Annotated in this window: 2 protein-coding genes; both read right to left on the bottom strand. The window is 61.6% G+C overall.

The features are described 5' to 3' along the window. A partial coding sequence (locus AC1D00_RS39070; RefSeq protein ID WP_477014350.1) for a DNA polymerase IV occupies nucleotides 1-911 on the bottom strand: 911 nt, incomplete at its 3' end. A 65-nt stretch (nucleotides 912-976) separates the two neighbouring features. Further along, nucleotides 977-1,702 (bottom strand): SOS response-associated peptidase, encoded by a 726-nt coding sequence (locus AC1D00_RS39075; protein WP_477014351.1) that lies wholly within the window; start codon nucleotides 1,700-1,702, stop codon nucleotides 977-979. Nucleotides 1,703-1,907: the final 205 nt, after the last annotated feature.

The raw sequence follows: 1,907 nt of genomic DNA on the forward strand, positions 1-1,907 counted from the left end.
GGTTCCGCGTCGTCGACATGCTGCAGCGCCGACAGTGAGACTCCCAGAAGCCGGACCGGCTTGAGGACCGGCATCTCGTTCTTCAGCAAAGCGACCGATCGGCGTTCCAGCTCGCTGCGGCTCGAAATCGCGACGGGGACGGATCTGCTGCGCGTGACGATCTCGAAGTCGTTGAATTTCAATTTAAGCGTCACCGTGCGTCCCCGGTTGCCGGTGCCTTCGCAGTATCGCCAGACCTTGTCGATGAGCGGGTCGAGTTCGACGACCATGGTGCCGAAGTCGGTGAGGTCGGTGGAAAACGTGTTTTCGGCGCCGACGGATTTGCGGATCCGGTCGGCGCGGACCTCACGGTTGTCGACGCCCCGCGAGATCCAGTAGTAGTGGCTTCCGGCCTTCCCGAAGTTTGCCTGCATGAATTCGAGCGACTGGTTACGCATGTCGAGGCCGGTGTAGAGGCCGAGGGCGTTCATCCTGGCGCTGGTCGCCGGCCCTATACCGTGAAACTTGCCAACCGGAAGCGTTTCGACAAATGCCGGCCCCATCTCCGGCGTGATGACATACTGGCCGTTCGGTTTGCGGTGGTCGGACGCCAGCTTCGCCAGAAACTTGTTAACGTCGAGGTAGGCCTCGTCCAGCGACAGCGGCTCAATGATCGGCGTGTGCTCGGCGAAGATTTCGCGGATTTGCTGGGAGACCGCCTTGTACACCTCGAAACGCGGCTTCACGAAGATCAAGTCTGGACATTGTCGCTTCGCTGTCACCGATGGCATGGCCGACCTAACGCCGAACTTGCGCGCTTCGTAGCTGGCCGCCGCCACGACGCCCCTCTCGCGGGATCCTCCGACAGCGACCGGCTTGCCGCGGAGATCCGGATTGTCCCGTTGCTCGACGGACGCATAGAAGGCGTCCATGTCGATGTGGATGATCTTGCGTTGGCGGCCCGGGGAAGCCGCCCGGTCGTCCTCGTCCTCGATGGTCACGTCGCAAGCCCGGCCGTATCTTCCTTGACGCCGCGGGCGACGATCCGGAGCGTTCCATCGGCAAGCGGCAGCTGCAGCTTCAGGGCCTCGTCCAGAGGGGCCGTCATCCAGGTCTCGACTTCGTCTGGCGTCGTCAGGATCACCGGCATCGCCTTGGGGTGGATGGCGCCGACCTCGGCGTTCGGCTCGGTCGTGAGGAACGCGTAGAGGTCGTTAGTCGTCTCACCTTCCTTGACCTTCCGAACGGACGTCCAATTGGTCCAGATGCCGGCGAAGCAGGCGAGGGGACGGGACTCATGGAGCGCGAACCAGACATCACCGCCTTCAGCCTTGTTGAATTCGCTGAAGGAGTTGAACGGCACCACGCAGCGATTTTCGGTCCCCAGCCATCGCGTCCAGTGCTTGCTCTTTACGTTGCGGATGTTTGTCGTGCCGCCGTCCGGTTCCATCCGCAGCAGTTCCTTGAAATCGACGGTCGTGCCCTTGGCCTGCAGCTTCTCGGCTCGTTTTTTGGTGGCATCCATCAACGCCTTCGATGACGATGGCATGCCCCACCGCGCCGTCGCAAGCTCGCGACCCTCGGCTCCGTTGCGCACGATCGGTGCCTTGTAATCGGGAAAAACCCCGGGCATCGGCGCCAGATTGCCGACGTATCGGTTCACGACGCGAAACAACGCGCTGATAGCGGCTTGGTTGGTCGTGATCGAGTAGAGATTGCAGATGTGGACGGCCCCCCACTTGTCAGGATTGTAGCAGACTTTTGGCCAGATCGCTTGCTATCAGATGTCCGGCCTGTTTGCGCGGACAAAGCCCGCTGGCCGAGATGGTGTTCGCTACGCACGCTCCAAGCACATGGGCGACATTCTTGGTGCCAGTGTAATCTTCGGAAGTTCGCGCGTATCGACCGATCGGTCCTTCCATCTACTG

This window comes from Bradyrhizobium sp. P2_E8, from assembly GCF_056403875.1.